Annotated in this window: 1 pseudogene; it reads left to right on the top strand. The window is 43.0% G+C overall.

Annotated features, from left to right (window positions below):
• Positions 1-283 (top strand): annotated as a pseudogene (locus MiSe_RS49835) (reverse transcriptase domain-containing protein); the annotation flags it as partial.
• Positions 284-477: the final 194 nt, after the last annotated feature.

Below are 477 nucleotides of genomic sequence, written 5' to 3'. Positions count from 1 at the left end.
TGAACCAAATTCGTTCGGGTTTCGACCAGGACGGGAGTGCCATGATGCAGTCACAGCAATATTCAACGCAATCAGGCATAAACCAAAATATGTTCTGGATGCCGATATTGCCAAATGTTTTGACCGCATAAATCACCAAAAACTGTTGGAAAAATTAAACACCTTCCCGACCATACGGAGACAAATCCTCGCCTGGTTAAAAGCTGGTGTTATAGATGGAAAGGAATTATTTCCTACAACAGAATTCCCGCCGCCAGGTGGAGTAATTTCGCCACTCTTGGCTATTAGACATCTCCAAAAACTGTCAAAGCCTCTCTAATATTGGTTTTTGACTGCCTGCCCGGGGGGCAGGCAGTCAAAAACCAACGGTTACATCAGGCTTTGGCAGTGTTGCAGTCACACTGGAGCGGATTTCTCAGGTAATCTGATATCATATTTACTCAGAGTTTTTAGAGTTTTTAGCTATTTAAAACTATC

Source organism: Microseira wollei NIES-4236, assembly GCF_020521235.1.
GTDB lineage: Bacteria > Cyanobacteriota > Cyanobacteriia > Cyanobacteriales > Aerosakkonemataceae > Microseira > Microseira wollei.
This window is presented reverse-complemented; position numbering and strand designations above follow the sequence as displayed.